This is a genomic window from Streptomyces sp. NPDC049954, from assembly GCF_040656295.1.
Taxonomy (GTDB): domain Bacteria; phylum Actinomycetota; class Actinomycetes; order Streptomycetales; family Streptomycetaceae; genus Streptomyces.
Genome location: NZ_JBFALS010000019.1, coordinates 76915 through 94148 on the forward strand (window position 1 = coordinate 76915; position 17234 = coordinate 94148).

Consider the following 17234-nt stretch of genomic DNA (forward strand, 5'->3'; position numbering starts at 1 on the left):
GTGCGCGGGTACGGGCCTCATCGGCCGATCACGGCCGGCGCGCCGCCCTCGTCGCTTCCCCAGACGTCCTCTTCCTCCTCCACCCAGGAGTCGCGGGTCCGGTCACCGCTCTCCGTCTCGGGACGGCCCGGCCCACCGGCCCCCGCGCCGCCCGCTCCCATCGGCGGGACGAAGGGGCTGCCGCCGCTGGTGTTGATCACGGCTTCGCGCTCATCGTAAGGCCCTGACCTGCCACGTGGGTTCGAGGGCCGCCGTCGGTTGCTGACCACGTCACCGCCGTCGATCACATTGCGGACCCGCTCGCCGGAGCCCTGTCCGCCACCGCCGCCACCGCGCCCGCCCGCCATGCCACCGGGCATCCCGCCCGGCATTCCACCCGGCATCCCACCCGGGTTCAGCGGCGTGCCGCTCCCCGAGCCCGTCGCCGCGTCGGCGGCACCGCCCGAGGCGCCGGACAGACTGACCGGAGTGCCGTCGTACGGGGTGTCGTCGTACAGCTCCTCCTCGTAGCCGGAGTGGCCGGAACCGTAGTCCGAGCCGTATCCCGGACCCGAGCCCAGGTCCACGCCGCCGTTGAGCGAGCCGGACCCGCCGCCCCCGGCCGCGTAGCCGCCCCCCGGCCCCTGCTGCGGCAGGCCACCACCCGGGACGCCGCCCTCGTTGAGGTGCCCCGTGGTGGTCGTCCCGTCGGGACTGGTGATCGAGGTCGCTCCGCTGTGCGGGTCGACGCTGGTGCTGCTGCCGTCGGGATACTCGGTGACGACCTGACCCTGCGAGTCGAGGTGGGAGACGCTCCCGTCGGGGTTGCCCAGCACATCGCCCGCGTTGAGCGGCCCCGAGACGGTGGTCCCGTCGGGCCTGGTCACCGACGAGGTCTGCGTGGTCGGATCGATCCTCGTGGAGCTGCCGTCCGGGTAGTCGGTGACGACGCGACCATGGCTGTCCAGGTGGGAGGTGCTGCCGCCCGGGTTGGTCAGTGAGTCGTCGCCGTTGACGGGCCCGGAGATCGAGTCCGACGGGCCCAGCGACAGATCGCCGCCGTTGAGCGAGCCGCTCTGGTGGCCGTTCAGCAGGTCGCCCGTCCTGCTCTGCTGCGCCTGGAACTCCTGCTGCTTCTGCTGGTACTCGTCCTGCCTCTGCTGCTGTTCGTGCTGGAGTTGCTCCTGGCGGTCGGACTGCTGCGCCTGGAGCTGCTCCTGTTTCTGCTGCTGTTCCTGCTGGACGTGCTCCTGACGCTCCGACTGCTGCGCCTGTAGTTCCTGCTGTTTGGCCTGAGCCTGCTCCTGTTTCTTCTCCTGTTCCTCCTGCCTCTGTTCCTGTTTCTCCTGAAGCTGCTGCTGTTTCTCTTCCTGCTCCCGCTGGAGCTGCTCCTGCTTCTGCTGCTGTTCCTGCTGCCTGGCCTCGGCCTCCTTCTCCTTCGCCTCCTGCTTGGCCTCCACCTCGGCCTGTTTGGCCTCTTGTTTCGACTCCTGCTCGGCCTGTTTCTGCTGCTGTTCCTGCTGGAGCTGCTCCTGTTTGGCCTCCTGTTCGGCCTGTTTCTTCTCCTGTTCCTTCTTGGCCTGCTGCTGCTCGGCCTTCTGCTGATTCATGGACTGCAACTGAAAAGTCTGCTGTTGCTGCTGGTACGCCTGTTGTCTGGCTTCCTGTTCGGCCTGCTTCTCTTCCTGCTTGGCCTGAAGGTCCGCCTGCTTCTTCTCCTGTTCCTGCTGGAGCTGCTCCTGTTTGGCTTCCTGCTGGGCCTGCTTCTCCTCCTGCTTGGCCTCCAGTTCGGCCTGCTTGGCTTCCTGCTCGTTCTCCTTGGCCTCCTGTTTGGCTTCCTGCTCAGCCTGTTTCTTCTCCTGCTCGGCCTGGAGAGCGGCCTGTTTCGCCTCCTGCTCCTTCTCCCTCGCCTCCGCCCTGGCCTCGGCCTCCTCCTGTTTCTTCTCCTGCGCGGCCAGCAGCGCGGCCTGTTTCGCCTCCTGCTCCTTTTCCTTGGCTTCCGCCTTGGCCTCGGCCTCTGCCTGTTTCGCCTCCAGTTCCTTCTCCTTGGCTTCCGCCTTGGCCTCGGCCTCTGCCTCCTTCTCCTCCAGTTCCTTCTCCTTGGCCTCCGCCTTGGCCTCGGCCGCGGCGGCCTTCTTCTCCGCCTCCTCCTTCTCCAGTTCGGCCTTGTCCTCGGTGTACGAGGTCTTCAGACTGTCCCCGGAGGTGCTTCTGATCTTGCCGAGGTCGAAGCTGCTGCTGCTCCAGGCGTTGCCGACGTTCTTCATCGCCTGGTCGGCCGGCTCGACCAGGTCCCGGTACGCGGCGTTCCACCAGCGCTGTATCGCCGCCTCTCCGATCGCCTTCCAGGTGCCGACCTCGGTCATCGACCCGTAGGGATGACCGAACGCGTCCCTGGCCTGCTGATCGAAGTGGGAGGAGGCGGTGTAGCTCTCGGAGTAGGAGTCGTACCCGTAGTCGTAGGAGTACTCGATCTGCGAGATGTTGAGGTTCCAGTTGCTCTGGTTGATCTCGGCCAGCAGGTCGACCAGCCAGCGCAGGGGGTTGCCCATCGCCTCCTGCCAGATCTCCCAGCCGTTGAGGAGCTTCTGGGCCTCCGCGCGGAACGTCTCTCCCGCAGCCCGGACCGCGGCGCCCTGCTTCGATCCGAAACCCTTCCCCGAGGTGTTGGTCAGGTCCTTGGAGATGCGTTCGTACTTCCGGTTGAGCTGGTGGATGAGGTCCCAGAAGACGCCTGCGGCCTGGCCTCTCCACAGTTCGTTCTCCTCGGTGCCGACCAGGTTCTGCCAGTTGCTCAGCACGTCCTTCTGGTTGTCGAAGAACTTCTGGACCCGGTCGAAGGCCTGAGCCACCGTCTCGAAGGATCCGAGACTCACCACTCCTTCGGGAGGGACGGGGATGTCGCTCCAGCTGAAGTCCTTCGTCCCCTCGGGACTGCCCAGCAGCGCCCGCAGGGCGTTACCCGTCCCGTAGGACCACTGGTCCACCGGCCTCGTGTCCCACGTGGTCCCGTCGTCCGACTTCTTGAAGTCGTTGTCGTAACGGCTCTTGCCCTCGTAGCCGTGGACCTCGCCGCCCTTGGGGGGCGCGCCGGCCTGTTTGTCACCGAGCAGCGTGATGCGGGCCTTGTAGTAGGAGACGTCGTCGCCGGCCGCGTCTTCCTTCGCGTCGGTGCTGCCCTTCCCCGTCGCGTAGAACGGGATGATGAAGTCGGTGTTCTCGATGCGCCAGCCGGCGTTCTCCGACATCCAGTTGAAGTCCTCGGGGTCGACGTAGGTCACCGTGTTCTGCTTGGTGATCTCCACCTTCATCATCGGAATGTCGTCGTTCCCGACGAGCTTGTCGAAGACCGTGTCGATCTTCGGAGCGTCGTAGCCCGTGAAGAGCAGGACGGCCTCACGCCAGGAATCGATGTTCGCTGCGAGGGGGTGGTCCTTGTCGGATGCCATGGCTGAACTCCATCGGGCTGGGACGGTCGTGCGAGGAAAGCGGGCGCGCTACGGCGAGGGCGAGGGGAAGGCCGCGACACGGTGGCGGGAGAGGGGACGTGCCACGGCGGGGAGGCCTCAGCTGTCCTCGTCCTCGCTTTCCCCGCCGGTCAGGTCGTCGTCCACGTCCTCGAAGGCGTCGAGCAGCTTCTCCCCGTCGACCTTGTCCAGGCTGTCGCCCTGCGCCTTGAACAGGGTGTCCATGGCGTCCCGCAGGTTCTCCTCGATGTCGTCGAAAAGGGTCTGCTGGTCCTCCAGGATCCCGGTGAGCGTGGCGGCCATGCCGGTCACACCACCGGTCACGGCCTTGCCGTGGACTGTGGTGCTGCCCGCCATGTTCCCGATGACCAGCGGCCACGTGGAGCCGGACAGCACGTAGTCCGGCTTCTCGCCGTCCTCCTGGAGGGAGCGCACCGTGGGGATCTCGTCGTCCAGGGATCCCGTGGTGAAGGCGGAGAGAATGGTCGCTACCAAGTCCGCGGGAACCCGGTCCGTGAGGATCTTCTTCAACTCCGACTGGAAGTCCGCGATGTCCACGTCCAGGAACTTCTTGATCCACGCCTTGTCCATCACCAGCGGGGGTTTACCGGGGTCTTCCGCCATCGTCTCGGCCTTCCTTCATCGGGCCCGCTCGACACCGCGGGGCACATCGGGGCACTCAGGACAACGGGTGGCCGCCCGCGTACGCCTGCGCACGGCCAGCCACCCGGTCCGGTCCACGGGTCAGCGGCCTATCCGCACGCCGTCCCAGCCCTGCGTGAGGTTCCGCTCGTTGTTCTGGTAGGCGTTCTTGATCTCGTTGAGCAGCCCCGCGTGGCTCGTGAGCAGATCGCCCATCTTCTGGACGGCGTGGTCCCAGGCGCGCTGCTTGCCGTCGTACGCCTCCCGGTCGTCGCCCTCCCAGGACTGCTTCAGCTCCTGGAGCTCCATCTCCAGGTTGCTGAGCGTCCGGGCGATCGCCTGGGTCTGGAGCCGCATGTCCTCGGCCGCGTTGTCGGCGTGCGCGTAGTTGACGTAGATGAATCCGTCGGAGAAGTCGTCCGACATGAGGGCCTCGTTTCACGGAGAGTGCGGGGGAGGTGCGACAGGGCCGGCCGGTCCTCGCGCCGGCCGGACGGGGCGAGCGCGCGCGGCATCAGCCCGAGAGGGCGTCGAAGACGGCGTCCGACTGGTGGTACGCCTGGTCGACCGAGTCGTGCGAGGAGCCCTGGGTCAGTCCCTGCTGGGTGAGCGTCTCGTTGAGCTGGTCGATCATGTCGCGCACATTGCGCGAGATGATCTCCGCCTGTTCGTCCCATTGCGCCAGCAGGTCCTGGTAGGCCTTTCCGTCGCTGCCCTTCAGCGTCTGCGCCATGTTCCACTTGGTGCTCTCGACGTCCTGCCGGCTGTTCTGGATGCCGGTGAACGCCTGCTCCAGGGCGCTGATGCCGTTCCGTGTCGCGCGTTCCTCCGACTGCTGCATACCTGCCATGGGCTACCCCTTCGGTTGGAGTTCGCCGCCGGACCCTGAACGCGCCGGCGGCTTGCGCTACCAATTGCGGTGGACGGAGAGCGAGTTGGCCCATCCGCCCGGATACTAAACAGATTTCATTACAATCGGCAATACTCGCTGACAATTGGCTACAAAACGAAACAAATCTGTCGCCTCCTTCGCGTGACCGTTCATCCCGCCGTAACCGTCCGCAGGCCCACGGACTCCTTCAGGCCCCCACCCGACCCCTGGTCCGTCTTCCCGCTCCGCTTGTCACCGGCCGCCTCGCACCGAGGGGCCGTCGACCGGGACCGCGCGGTGGCCGCGGCGCTCCTCGTCAGGTCGGGGCCGGTCGGAAGCATCGACAGCAGGGAGGAGGGAAGCCCCTCGGCCCGCGTCCCGGTGTACCCGAGCGCCTTGAGTGAATCCGCCGAGGGCAGCCGGTACTTCACTCCGGTGTCCGTCACCAGGTAGAGCGTGTCGCCCACCTCGCCGCCGTTCGCGCCGAGGGCGTGGACGAGCGCCCCGCCCCCCGGCGGGACCGTGATCCGGCTGACCGTCGTACAGGCGGGGACGAGGCCCTCCGGCGACGCCTGCGCGGCCCTGCCGAGGCCGGCCCGCAGGGCGAGTCCCACGCTCACCCGCGTTCCCGTGGCCACCGACTGCACCTCGGCGCACGGAGTGCGTCCCGGCGCCACGGTCACCGGCTCCGGCGGAGCGGCGGGCTGCTCCTTGGCGAGGGCGCTCAGACCGGGGTCCGGGGCGAGATGGCCGCTCAGCGCGTCGCTGCCCAGGCTCCGAGCGGCCACCGTGCCGCCCGCGTAGGCCTCTTTCCTGGTGGCCTCGTCACCGAGCACCAGGGCGGCACCGGTGGCCGTGACCCGGGTGAGGCCCTGTTCGCTCAGCAGGTAGTAGCGGGCCCCGGCCCCCGAGGCCGCGACCTCGAAGACCTCGCCGACCCTGGTCGGTCGCCCGCCCAGCTCCGGCCCCGCCTTGCCGCGGCCCGGCACCGCGGGGGGCGCCAGATCGGGCCCCGACGGCAACGCGTTGAGGAACGCGGCCGATACCGGCAAGGGCTTGTCCGCGGCGTAGCCCAGGGCCTCGGCCGCGTGCGCCTTCTCGTCCAGCAGGAACTTGCGCCCCTGCCAGACCAGGTACGCGCCCTTGTCGGGTCCTGACACCAGCAGGCCCTGGCCCTTCTCCAGGCCCCGCCCGCCGGCGTCCGTGCCCACCGCGAGCGTGGTCCCGGTGGACCCCGTGGTCGATCCGGAGCAGACGGCCCACGGGCCGCTGTTCAGGGAGCCGCTGTCCGGCGGGTCGTCGGGCGCTCCGGCGATGCCGACCGGAGCGCCGTGCGCGGTGCCCTTCAGCGAGGCGCCGCCGACTGTCATGACCTTCAGCTCCTCGCCCACGAGCAGCCGCGCCGAGGTGAAGTTGCGCACCGGGCGCAGCCGTTCGCCCAGGTAGAGGTAGCGGGCACCGGTGTCCTTGTTGACCACGAGGGTGCCCGGATCGCGCCAGGAACTCTTCGTGCCGGGCTTGATGAGACCGAACACGAAGGAGCCCGCGCAGATGAGGACGGCGATCAGGACGCCGATCACCACACCGCGGTTGGTCCGCCCCTGGGGGCTCTCCGGGGCGTCCGGGTCGGCGCGCAGCATCCCGGAGGTCAGCCGCCCCATGATGAACAGGTGCGCCTGGACCTGATCGCTCTTGGACTGCACGGATACGTCCCCTCCTCAGGCGTTCAGGCCGCGCAGGGCGCTGTACACGCCGAGCACCCACAGCACGAGTGGCAGCAGGGCGACCGCCGTCAAGGTGTGCAGCACCTCGGCGGCCCGCCCCCAGTACGGCACGATCCTGCGGCCCGGCACCGTCCAGGAGGCGATGGCGACCCCGGCCGTGACGGCGAGCAGTGCGGCGACGACGAGCGGGCGGCCCCCGGGGGTGTACGAGTGCGTGGCGACCACGATCAGCAGAAGCGGGGCGCCCGCACCGGGCAGGACCAGCGAGAGCCGCTGCCAGGCGTTGCCGAGGCCCCGCCCGTGCAGCATGAGCAGGAACGACAGCGTCACCACCGTGATCACCTCGGCCAGGCCCCCGTAGAGGGCGAGGACGGCGAGGCACACGGCGCAGACCGCGCCGACCGCCGCGTAAAGGCTGCTCATCCAGCCGTCCGCGAGCCCCGTCCGCGCGGCGACGGCGGCCGTGGGGTGCGGCTCGATGCCCTCCTGGAGCTGCTGCGCGTTGGTCGGCAGGGGCGGCATGCGCAGCCCGGCCATCCGGAACGACAGTGAGGGCACGAAGGCGCCGAGGACGACGGCGACCACCGCGACGACCCCGGCGACCTGGTGCGGTGCCAGGTCGGCGACGAGCATCAGGGCGCCGGCCACCGCCCCCAGCACGGAGAAGACGGCGACGGCCAGGAAGAGCGCGGCGTACGCGGCGACCGCGGCGAGCGCCACGATCGCGGCGCCCGCGCCCACGGCGCAGGCCGCGAGCAGCCGGGCGCCCACCAGCTCGTGCACGTGCGGTCCGCTCAGCTCGCCGCCGGGCAGCAGCCATCCGGCGAGCGCGAGGTAGGGGGCCGCCATGACGCCCAGGGCCGCGCCCGCTCCCGCGTCGCCGACCGCGCGGCTCGCCGATCCGGCGCCCGCGATCAGCAGCAGGCCGGTCGCGGCGGCGCACACGGCGTTCAGCACCGCGGAGCCGCCGGGCAGGACGAACACGGTCAGCCCGCCGAACAGGGTGAACACCGCGAGGCCGCGCAGCAGCAGTTTTCCGGCGTGCGGCGACCAGCCCCAGGGGCGGGAGCGCATCGTGGTGGAGATGCCGTGGACCAGATCGTCGAGGTGCACCTCGGGCAGCGCTTCGGTGCGCGGCCTGAGATAGAGGGTCTCGCCGTCACGCAGGTCGTAGGAGTCGAGGCTGCGCTCCTCGTCCATCGGCTCCGCGCCGAGGCGCTGGAGCACCCAGCCGTCGTGGTCGAGCCCGGCCTCGCCGAGATCGTCGCCGCCGTAGCCGAGCACCGCGGGCAGCAGGTCCGCGACGGGAACGTCGGAGGGCACCGCCAGGTCGAGGGTCCTGGCCGGTGCGCGGACGGTCAGGCGGCACACACCGGCTGTCTGAGTGTCAGTCATCGTGCTCGCTCACGCTTCTGCGGACGGATCCCTGACGGCTCCGGCCCGCGTGCGGACCGGTGGCTGTCAGGGACTTCGAACTCGGCCGGAGCGGCGACGCCATGCGCGGGAACAGTGTGCGCCCGAACCGCCCACGCACCCTCCGACCTGCGTGCACACTACTGCGTGCGAAGGTGAACTGGTGTACTGGGCTGACAGATTTAGGCCAGGGGTGCCGGTGTTGCACAGTCACTTGCCCGTTCGGAAGCGGGAAATTGACCATTTCCCGCGCAGTGTTGCCCGTGAGGAGACCGTTCGTTGAGTGTGACGCTGTTCCGCCGGCCGGCCCGACGCCGTGGACCGGACATGCCGGAGGGCGAACTCAGCCTTCAGGAGCCGCCCGCCCTGCCGGAGGTGGTGCCGGACAGCTCCGCCGTGTGGACATATCTCCCCATGGCGCTGATGTCGGTCTCCATGATGCTGATGTTCATGCGACCCGGTATGAACAAGGCCAGTGGCAGCCACTTCATGTACCTGGCCGTCGGCATGATGGTGTTCGCCTCCGGCGCCATGATGGTCGGCCAGATGATGCGCAAGACCAGCGAGCGCAAACAGCGCCTGAAGGGGGAACGCCGCGACTACCTGCGCTACCTGACCCAAATTCGGCGCAAGGTCCGCACCGCCGTGTCCGACCAGCAGCGCGCGCTGGCCTGGCGCCACCCGGCGCCCGCCGCCCTGTGGTCCGTGGTGGGCACCACCCGGCTGTGGGAACGACGCCCGCAGGACGAGGACTTCGGCGAGGTGCGGGTCGCCGTCGGCGAGCAGAAACTGGGATTGCGGCTCACCCCCAAGGCCACCACTCCCGTCGAGGACCTGGAGCCGCTGTCCGCCCACGCGCTGCGCAGCTTCATCCGCGCCTACTCCACCGTCCCCGAGCAGCCCATCGCGATCTACCTGCGGGCCTGGGCCCGGGTCCTGTTCCGCGGCGACGAGGAGCGCGTCAGGTCCGTCGCCCGCGCCATGATCTGCCAGCTGGCCACCTTCCACGCCCCCGACGACCTCTGGGTGGCCCTGTGCGTGTCCGACGAGCGGCGGGCCGACTGGGAGTGGGTCAAATGGCTCCCGCACAACCTGCATCCCCAGGAGAACGACGGCGCCGGCCCGGCCCGGATGTGCGTGTCGGCCTTCAACGAACTGGAGGACCTGCTCGGCGCCGAGTTCCTCGAACGCCCCGCCTTCGACCCCGAGGCGGTCGCCGGGCGCGAGGAACCCTTCACCGTGATCGTCGTGGACGGCGGCAGCGTCCCGAAGGGCCACCGGCTCGACTCCGCCGGCTTCCGCAACGCCGTCGTCCTCGACCTGAGCGGCGCCCTGAACTGGCGGCCGGGCCGGGTCACGCTCCGGTTCGACGTGACCGAGGACGACTTCTCCCTCGTCCGCACCGACCGCGAACGCAAGGAGCAGACGGTACGGCTCGGCCGCCCCGACCGCTTCGGTCCCACGGGCGCCACCGCACTGGCCAAGCGGGTCGCCCCGTACCGCATGGGGATGGGCGCCGAGTCCTCGGAACCGCTGTCCACGAACCTGGAGCTGACCTCACTGCTCGGGATACCCGACCTGTACCGGCACGACCCGGCCACGCTGTGGCAGCGCAACACGGGCAGCGCCCGGCTGCGTGTCCCCATCGCGGTCGGCGCCGACGGCAGCCCCGTCGAACTGGACATCAAGGAGTCGGCCCAGGGCGGAACCGGCCCGCACGGCATGCTCATCGGCGCCACCGGTTCCGGGAAGAGCGAACTGCTGCGCACCCTGGTCCTCGCCCTCGCCCTCGCCAACTCCTCCGAGACCCTCAACCTCGTCCTCGTCGACTTCAAGGGCGGCGCCACCTTCCTCGGCCTCGACGAGCTGCCGCACACCTCCGCCGTCATCACCAACCTGGCGGGCGAGGCGGCCCTGGTCTCCCGTATGCAGGACGCCCTGCACGGTGAACTGATGCGCCGACAGGAGCTGCTGCGCTCCGCGGGCAACTACACCTCGGCCCTCGACTACGAGAAGGCACGGGCGGCGGGCACACCGCTCGAACCGCTGCCCAGCCTCTTCGTGGTCGTCGACGAGTTCAGTGAACTGCTCGCCGCGCACCGTGAGTTCATGGAACTCTTCGTGATGATCGGGCGCCTGGGGCGCAGCCTCGGTGTTCACCTGCTGCTCGCCTCGCAGCGGCTGGACGAGGGTCGCATGCACCAGTTGGAGAGCCACCTCTCCTACCGCATCGGCCTGCGCACCTTCTCCGCCATGGAGAGCCGCGGCGTGCTCGGCGTCCCCGACGCCTACCAGCTCCCCTCCCAGCCCGGCAGCGGCTACCTCAAGTCCGGGGTGGAGGCGCTGACCCGTTTCCGCGCCGCCTACGTGTCCGGCCCGTACCAGGAACGCGACACCAGCCAGACCCAGGCCCGGGCCGCCAGCCAGACCGTCCCGTGGACCTCCGGGTACGTCGTGCCGCGTGTCCTGCCCGACGTGCCGGAGCCCGAGCCCGTCGCGGAGCCCGAGGAGTCCGGGAACACCCTGCTGTCCGTCGCCATGGACCGGCTGCGCGACTCGGGCCCCCCGGCGCACCAGGTGTGGCTGCCGCCGCTTGACCTGCCCGCGACCCTCGACCAGGTACTGCCGCCGCTCACCCCCGACCCGGAGCTGGGGCTGACCACGGTCGGCTGGCCGGGACGCGGACGGCTGACGGTGCCCATCGGGATCGTCGACAAGCCCTTCGAGCAGCTGCGCGACCTCCTGACGATCGACCTGTCGGGGGTCGGCGGCCACGTGGCCGTCGCCGGTGGCCCGCAGAGCGGCAAGAGCACCCTGGTACGGACGATCCTCACCTCGCTGGCCCTGACCCACACCCCGCGCGAGGTGCAGTTCTTCTGCCTCGACTTCGGCGGCGGCACCCTGGCCTCGCTCGCCGAGCTGCCGCACACGGCGGGGGTAGCGGCCCGGCTGGACACCGAGCGGGTGGGCCGCACGATCGCCGAGATCAGTGAACTGCTCGCCGGGCGGGAGAAGTTCTTCCTCGACCACGGCATCGACTCCATGCCCTCCTTCCGGCGCCGCCGGGCGGCGGGGGAGTTCGCCGACCAGCACTACGGCGACGTGTTCCTCGTCATCGACGGCTGGTCCACGGTCCGCCAGGACTTCGACCGCCACATCCAGACGTTCAACGCCATCGCTGCGCGCGGCCTCAACTACGGCGTCCACCTCATCGCCACCACCGCCCGCTGGGTGGAGCTGTCCTCCACCGTGCGCGACCAGGCGGCCACCCATCTGGAACTGCGGATGGGCGACGCGATGGACTCCGGGATCGACGTACGCCGCGCGGCCACCGTGCCCCGGCTCCCAGGACGCGGCCTGACCCGCGAGGGCAAGCTGCACTACCTCGCGGCCCTTCCCCGTATCGACGGGACGGAGAGCACCGAGGACCTCGCGGACGGCGTCTCCGGGCTCGTGTCCGCGATCAAGGAGAGCTGGCCGCACGGCCCGACGCCCCAGGTGCGGATGCTGCCGACGCTGCTGCCCGCCTCGACGCTACCCGCCCCCGAGGGCGACTTCCGGATGCCGATCGGCCTGGAGGAGAACGGGCTGTCGACGGTCTGGCACGACTTCGGCGAGAGCCCGCACATGATCGTCGTGGGCGACACCGAGAGCGGCAAGACCAACATGCTGCGGCTGACGGCCAAGGCCATCATGGACCGCTACACCCCCGCGGAGGCCCGGATCATGGTGGTGGACTACCGCCGGGACCTCGTGGAGGCCATCCCCGACACCTACCGGCTCGGGCACGCGGTCTCCATCGACGCCCTCAAGGACCTCATCGACGGTGCCGCCCGCGCGGTCCGCGCCCGCGTGCCCGGCCCCGACATCACCCCGTCCCGGATGCGGCTGTGCGACTGGTGGTCGGGGCCCCGGCTGTTCATCCTCGTCGACGACTACGACATGGTCGGCACGGGCATCGGGAACACCCCGTTCGACCCGCTCCTGCCCAACCTGGCCCTCGGCTACGAGGTCGGGCTGCATCTGGTCGTCGCGCGGGCCGCCGCGGGCGCGGGCCGCGGTCTGGGCGAACACCTGATGCGGCGCCTGCAAGAGGTCAACACCCCGAGTCTGCTGCTGTCCTGCCCGCCCTCGGAGGGCTACATCCTCGGCAACGTCAAGGGCCGCATCCTCACCCCCGGACGCGCCACCCGCATAGCGCGCCGCAGGACGACGCAGGTGCAGACGGCGCTGATGGACGAGTAGCGGCCGCAGTGGCAGGGGCGCGCGCACGGCCGGGACACGTACAGCGGTGGCACGCGCCCCCGGCCGCAGCGGCCCCGTTCGCGATCGGGGCCGGGGCGCGGCCTACGAGGGGGGCCGCCAGCCCCGCGCCCTGCCCCGCGGGATCACCACGGCCGCGGCGGCCACCAGCAACACCAGCCCGCCGCCCACGCCCGCCAGGACCAGCGCGCGCTCGCGCGGCGCGGCGGGCGCCGCCGCGACGACGCGGGCCGGTCCGGGGCTCGGCGGCGCGCCCCGCTCGCCGGAGAGCAGCGCCGTCACAGCCGCGTACGGGTCGAGCCGGGGCGTGTCCGAGGGGTAGGCCGTCTCGGTGAGCTGCCGGGACACCTGAACCGCGGTCATCTCCGGGTGCCGCGCCCGGACGAGGGCCGCCGCGCCCGCGACGTGCGCGGCGGCGAACGAGGAACCCGAGCCGAAGTAGTGCCCCGCTCCCTCCGGGCCGACGCTGACGAGCGAGTCCCCCGGCGCCGAGAGGTCGGCCCCACCCACCGCCGGCGCCCCCTCGGGCCGCAGCCCCTTGGGGCCGTAGTCGACTACGGAGAGCACCCCGGGCGCGGAGGCCGGCCAGTACCACGGCAGGGGCTCGCCGGGCTTCCCCGTGGCGTCCTTGGGCAGCGTGTCGGGTGCGACGGGCGCGACGACCAGCGCGTCGGACTTCGAGGCGTACGCCACGGCCTCCGTCAGCTCCGCCTTGCCGGTGCCCAGCGCCCGCCCCACGTAGATGACGCCCGCGCCCTCGTCGGCGGCGGTGCGGATGCCCGCGGCGAGCCGCGCCGCCGTGGTCGCTCCGCGCGTGTCCGTGCCGCGCACCCCCAGGACACGGGCCCCGGGGGCGACCCCGGACACCCCGGAGTCCTCCTGCGGCGCGGCGGCGATGAGCCCGGCCGCGAAACTGCCGTGGCCCACGCAGTCCGTGCCGCCGTCACCGGCCGCGGTGACCCTGCCGGACAGCGCGGGGATGTCCGTACCCACGCCGGTGTCCACCACGGCGACGGTCACGCCCGCGCCCTCGCTCAGCTTCCACGTACGGCTCAGGCCCAGGGCCTGACGGCTCCAGGGCGCGTCCGCGGCCTTGTTGGCCGAGGCCTTGACGCACGGCGCGTCATCGGCAAGCACGGTGGAGACGGAGGGCAGTTCGACCGAGTCGGCGGCCGCGGGCGCCGCCGCGGCGAGCGGAGCCGTGGCCAGCAGGGCGGCGGCCACCGTCCGCGCCGCCGGGTGACGGTGAGAGGGAGCGCGTCGCATGGGGCGCATGATACGCGGGACAAGTTCGCTCCTCGTACGTGCAGTTCGCACGGCCTCACTCGTCCGAGGGACCTGGCTATCGGCTGCCGCGTTCCCGTAGCCTGCGTTGCGTGCGTGTCCAGGGGAGCCGCCGCCTCGGCTCCCCGCCCAGGTCACCGGGGCCCGGCAGGCACGACAAGGAGGAGGTCCCAGCGTGTCACGGCAGTTGCTCAGGGTCGGTCCGCACCAGGCGGACGGCTTCCGGACGATAGGGGAGGCCCTGGCGAAAGCACGCGCGGGGGCCGTCGTCCGGGTGGCACCGGGCCGATACCGCGAGAACCTCACCGTCAGGACCCGGCTGACGATCGTCGCCGACGGAGAGCCCGGCAGCGTCGAGATCTGCCCGCCGCGCGGCACCGCCGTCGTCCTCGTCGCGGACGCCGTCATGCTCACCGACCTGTCGCTGCGCGGCGGCAGCGAGGACCTCCCGGTGGTCGACGCCCCGCGCGGCCAGGTCGCCATGGAGGGCTGCACCGTCGTCGGCTCCGGCTGGACGGCGCTGCTCGCCCGCGAGAGCGGCTCGCTCGCCGTGCGGGACTGCCGCGTCTCCAACCCGGAGGGCGCGGGCGTCGTGGACACCGCGCCCACCGGCAGCGTCGTCGCCGACTGCGTCATCGAACACCTGGGCACCTCCGCCGTCGTCCTCGGCGAACAGGCCCGCACCTCCGTACGCGACTGCCGCATACGTGACGCGCGCGGCAACGGCATCCTCGCCAACGGCGAGGCGCAGGGCCGGATCGAGGGCTGCGACATCTCCGCGACCGAGAAGCCCGCCATCGCCCTGGAGGGCAGGTGCGCCACCCGCGTGGTACGCACCACCGTGCACGACACCTCCGTCGGGGTCTACGTGACCAGCGCCGCCCGCCCCGTACTGGAGGAGGTCACGGTCACCGACACCACCGGGCCCGGCATCGTCCTCGCCTCGGGCACCGACCCGGAACTGACGCGCTGCGGCACCTCACGCACCCAGGGCAACGGCCTGGCCGTCACCGAACGATCCCGGGGCACCTTTCACGACTGCCGGTTCGACAGCTCCACCGCGTCCGCGATCCGCGTCGGCGGCAACAGCGCGCCCCTGCTCACCGACACCGTCGTACGCGACTGCGCGGACCGTGCGGCGGCCGTCCTGCTGGCCGAGGACTCCTGCGCCGAGTTCGACCGCCTGGTGGTGACGGACGCGGCCGGCGTCGGCATCGCGATCCGCACCGGCGCCAACCCCCTGCTGCGCCGCGCCCGGCTCGAAGGGGCGGGCGGCCACGCTGTGGAGGTGGCGGAGAACGGCCGGGGCCGTCTGGAGGGCTGCGCGGTCGAGCGCGCCGGTGGCGCCGGCGTCCGCGCCATGACCGGCGGCGCCCCCGACCTCGGCGACACGGTCCTCAACTCGACCGCCCAGGCCGGAGTCTGGGTCGGCACCGACGGCAGAGTCACCGTGCGCGACACCGAGATCCGCTCAAGCGGCGCCGCGGGGCTCCACGTGGAGAGCGGCGGTGAACTGCGCGCCGACCGCGTCCACGTGAACGAGTCGACGGCGCACGGCATGCTCGTCGGCAACGGCGGCCGCGCCCAACTCACCGGCTGCCGCCTCACGGGCAGCGTCGGGGACGGCATCCGCGTCGACAGCTCGGAGCAGGTCACCCTCACCGACTGCGTCGTCCGCGACAACCGGGGCGCCGGACTGAAACAGACCCGCGCCGGTGAACGCCTCACCGTCGAGCGGCTCGACTCCAGCGGCAACGCCACGCCCGACGCCTGGGGCGAGAACGCCGTCGGCCTCGCCGCCGAGGGCACCGGCCCCGCCGGTCGGGACAAGCGACCGGTGGGCCCCCTGGCCGAGCTGGAGGCGCTCGTCGGCCTCGCCGACGTCAAACGCCAGGTGCACACCCTGGTCAACCTCAACCAGCTCACCCAGCGCCGCGCCAGCCTCGGCATGCCGGCCCCGCCCATGAGCCGCCACCTCGTCTTCTCGGGCCCGCCCGGCACCGGCAAGACCACCGTCGCCCGCCTGTACGGTGGCATCCTCGCCGAACTCGGCGTGCTGCGCTCCGGGCACCTGATCGAGGTGTCCCGGGCCGACCTCGTCGCCCAGGTCATCGGCGGTACGGCCATCAAGACCACCGAGGCCTTCCAGGAAGCCCTGGGCGGAGTCCTGTTCGTCGACGAGGCCTACACCCTGCTGTCCGACGGCAAGGGCTCCGGCGCCGACTTCGGCCGGGAAGCCATCGACACGCTGCTGAAACTCATGGAGGACCACCGCGAGGACGTCGTGGTCATCGTCGCCGGATACACCGACGACATGACCACCTTCCTCTCGTCCAACCCGGGCCTCGCCTCCCGCTTCACCCGTGTGGTCGAGTTCGCCAACTACTCCGTCGAGGAACTGGTGACCATCACGGAGAACATGTGCGAGACCCACCGCTACGAACTCGACCCGCGCACCCTCGACGCCCTCGCCACGCACTACGAACGGATGCCGCGCGACGCCGGGTTCGGCAACGGCCGCGCCGCCCGCCAGGTCTTCGAGGAGATGGTGGACCGGCAGGCGTTCCGTCTCGGCTCGACGGAGAACCCCGCCGAGTCCGACCTCTCCCTGTTGCTGCCCGAGGACGTCGCGGACGTCTCGGCGGGCAGCGGCCCGGCCGCCCCCAGCTCGGCCGGCCTGCTGGCCGAACTCGAAGCCATGACGGGGCTGCACGCCGCCAAGCGCGAGGTGACCGACCTCGTCAACCTCCTCTCCGCGTCCCGGCAACGACGGGCGGCCGGCCTGCCCGCACCCCGGATCGGCCATCACCTGGTCTTCTCGGGCCCGCCCGGCACCGGCAAGACGACGGTCGCCCGCCTCTACGCCGGCCTGCTGCACTCCCTGGGCGTGCTGTCCACCGGCCAGCTGGTCGAAGTGGCCCGCGCCGACCTGGTGGGCCGCTACGTCGGACACACCGCGCAGCTCACCAAGGAGGCCTTCGAACGGGCCCTGGGCGGCGTCCTGTTCATCGATGAGGCATACACCCTGACGCCCGAGGGCGGCGGTTCCGACTTCGGCCGGGAGGCCGTCGACACGCTGCTGAAACTCATGGAGGACCACCGCGACGAGATGGTCGTCATCGTCGCCGGCTACACCGAGGAGATGGGCCGCTTCCTCGGCTCGAACCCGGGCCTCGCCTCGCGCTTCGCCCGCACCGTCGAGTTCGCCAACTACAGCACCGACGAACTGGTCGAGATCATGAGCGGCTACGCCTCGGTATCGGGCTACAACTGCGCACCCGACACCCTGGAACACCTGCGCGCCTACGTGGACACCCTCCCGCGCGACCGCTCCTTCGGCAACGCCCGCACCTCCCGCCAGATCCTGGAAGCCATGATGACCCACCAGGCCCGCCGTATCGGCGCGATGACGGCCCCGGGCCTGGAGGACCTGCAACTTCTCCTCCCCGAAGACCTACCGGCCGCCGCACGGCAGCCGACGGGATGACGTGACGGGCCCGACCACCGTGGCGCGGTCCTCGGTGTCACGGCGCGACCGAAGGGGCGGCCGACGTCGATCCGTCGCCGGCCCGTGAGGCAGGCCTCGTCCGG

At 71.1% G+C, this 17234-nt stretch carries 9 protein-coding genes; 2 read left to right on the top strand and 7 right to left on the bottom strand.

Annotated features, from left to right (window positions below; all coding sequences use genetic code 11):
• Positions 1-17: 17 nt before the first annotated feature.
• From AB0J21_RS30575 to eccD, 6 genes are all read right to left on the bottom strand, one after another.
• Positions 18-3428 carry an AAWKG family protein gene (locus AB0J21_RS30575; RefSeq protein WP_363149405.1) on the bottom strand — a complete coding sequence of 1137 codons (3411 nt, stop codon included), beginning with the start codon at positions 3426-3428 and terminating at the stop codon, positions 18-20.
• A 117-nt stretch (positions 3429-3545) separates the two neighbouring features.
• Positions 3546-4070 carry a type VII secretion system-associated protein gene (locus tag AB0J21_RS30580; RefSeq protein WP_363149406.1) on the bottom strand — a complete coding sequence of 175 codons (525 nt, stop codon included), beginning with the start codon at positions 4068-4070 and terminating at the stop codon, positions 3546-3548.
• Positions 4071-4190: 120 nt separating this feature from the next.
• Positions 4191-4514, bottom strand: a complete 324-nt coding sequence (locus AB0J21_RS30585) for a WXG100 family type VII secretion target (RefSeq protein WP_363149407.1) — start codon at positions 4512-4514, stop codon at positions 4191-4193.
• Positions 4515-4602: 88 nt separating this feature from the next.
• Entirely contained in the window at positions 4603-4938 is a 336-nt protein-coding gene (locus tag AB0J21_RS30590) for a hypothetical protein (protein ID WP_363149408.1), read from the bottom strand.
• A gap of 191 nt (positions 4939-5129) precedes the next feature.
• Positions 5130-6662, bottom strand: a complete 1533-nt coding sequence (gene eccB, locus AB0J21_RS30595; protein WP_363149409.1) for a type VII secretion protein EccB — start codon at positions 6660-6662, stop codon at positions 5130-5132.
• Positions 6663-6677: 15 nt separating this feature from the next.
• Complete coding sequence (eccD, locus tag AB0J21_RS30600) at positions 6678-8078, bottom strand: type VII secretion integral membrane protein EccD (protein WP_363149410.1); 1401 nt, start codon at positions 8076-8078, stop codon at positions 6678-6680.
• Positions 8079-8423: 345 nt separating this feature from the next.
• On the opposite strand from eccD, the gene eccCa reads away from it, so the two are divergent.
• Positions 8424-12341 carry a type VII secretion protein EccCa gene (eccCa, locus tag AB0J21_RS30605; RefSeq protein WP_363149411.1) on the top strand — a complete coding sequence of 1306 codons (3918 nt, stop codon included), beginning with the start codon at positions 8424-8426 and terminating at the stop codon, positions 12339-12341.
• 102 nt (positions 12342-12443) lie between these two features.
• Here the strand turns inward: eccCa and AB0J21_RS30610 are convergent, their stop codons facing one another.
• Positions 12444-13625 (bottom strand): S8 family serine peptidase, encoded by a 1182-nt coding sequence (locus AB0J21_RS30610; RefSeq protein WP_363149412.1) that lies wholly within the window; start codon positions 13623-13625, stop codon positions 12444-12446.
• A 193-nt stretch (positions 13626-13818) separates the two neighbouring features.
• Here AB0J21_RS30610 and AB0J21_RS30615 point away from each other — a divergent pair, with 193 nt between their 5' ends.
• A complete protein-coding gene (locus AB0J21_RS30615) occupies positions 13819-17130 on the top strand; it encodes a right-handed parallel beta-helix repeat-containing protein (RefSeq protein ID WP_363149413.1) in 3312 nt (1103 codons plus the stop codon).
• The last annotated feature ends 104 nt before the right edge of the window (positions 17131-17234 follow it).